General features: G+C 66.9%; 1 protein-coding gene. It reads left to right on the top strand.

Going from position 1 to position 1,191, the window contains the following annotated elements; all coding sequences use genetic code 11:
• A partial coding sequence (locus ASD90_RS23770) for an MBG domain-containing protein (RefSeq protein ID WP_304437900.1) occupies window positions 1-1,191 on the top strand: 1,191 nt, incomplete at both ends.

Consider the following 1,191-nt stretch of genomic DNA (forward strand, 5'->3'; position numbering starts at 1 on the left):
TACCAGGTGACCCTCGTCAACGGCTCGCTCACCATCACCAAAGCACCCCTGACCATCACCGCCGACGACAAGACCAGAACCTACGGCGACGCCAACCCCACCTTTACCGGCAGCATCCTGGGACTCAAGAACGGCGACGGGATCACCGCCAGCTACACGACGGGGGCAACCGCGCTCACCGGCGTCGGCACCTACGCCATCGTCCCGACGGCCGTCGACTCCACCCCAGCCACCCTGGCCAACTACCAGGTGACCCTCGTCGACGGCACGCTCAGCATCACCAAGGCAGCCCTGACCGTCACGGCCGACGACAAGACCAAGGTGTACGGCTCCGCCAACCCGACCCTCACCGGCAGCATCGTGGGCCGCAAGAACGGTGACGACATCAGCGCCACCTACAGCACCGCCGCTGTCGACTCGAGCCCTGTGGACGACTACGACATCACGGTGGCTCTGATCGACCCGGACTCCAGGCTGAGCAACTACGAGGTCAGCGTCATCTCAGGCACTCTCACCGTGACCAAGAAGGGGCTGACCGTCACCGCCGACGACAAGAGCAGAACCTATGGATATGCCAACCCGAGCCTGACCGTCTCGTACAGCGGCTTCGTCCTCGGCCAGAGCGCGTCAGTCCTCGGCGGCAGCCTCTCCGTCACCACGACGGCGACGGCATCGAGCGACGTCGGCACCTATCCGATCACCGGGTCGGGACAGACGAGCGGCAACTACGCCATCACGTACGCGCCCGGCACCCTTTCCGTGACGAAGGCGCCGCTGACGGTCACGGCCGACGACAAGGGCAGAACCTATGGATACGCCAACCCGAGCTTGACCGTCTCGTACAGCGGCTTCGTCCTCGGCCAGAGCGCGTCAGTCCTCGGCGGCAGCCCCTCCGTCACCACGACGGCGACGGCATCGAGCGACGTCGGCACCTATCCGATCACCGCGTGGGGACAGACGAGCGGCAACTACGCCATCACGTACGCGCCCGGCACCCTCTCCGTGACGAAGGCGGCGTTGACGGTCACGGCGGACCACAAGTCCAGGACGTACGGGGACGCGAACCCGGCCCTGACGGTCTCCTACACCGGGTTCGTCCTCGGCCAGACCGCCTCGGTGCTGGGCGGGACGTTGACCGTCACGACCGCGGCGACCCCGGCCAGCGCCGTCGGCACCTACGCGATCACCGCG

Origin of the sequence: Terrabacter sp. Root181, from assembly GCF_001428505.1 — a bacterium.
In the GTDB taxonomy this organism is placed as follows: Bacteria; Actinomycetota; Actinomycetes; order Actinomycetales; family Dermatophilaceae; genus Terrabacter.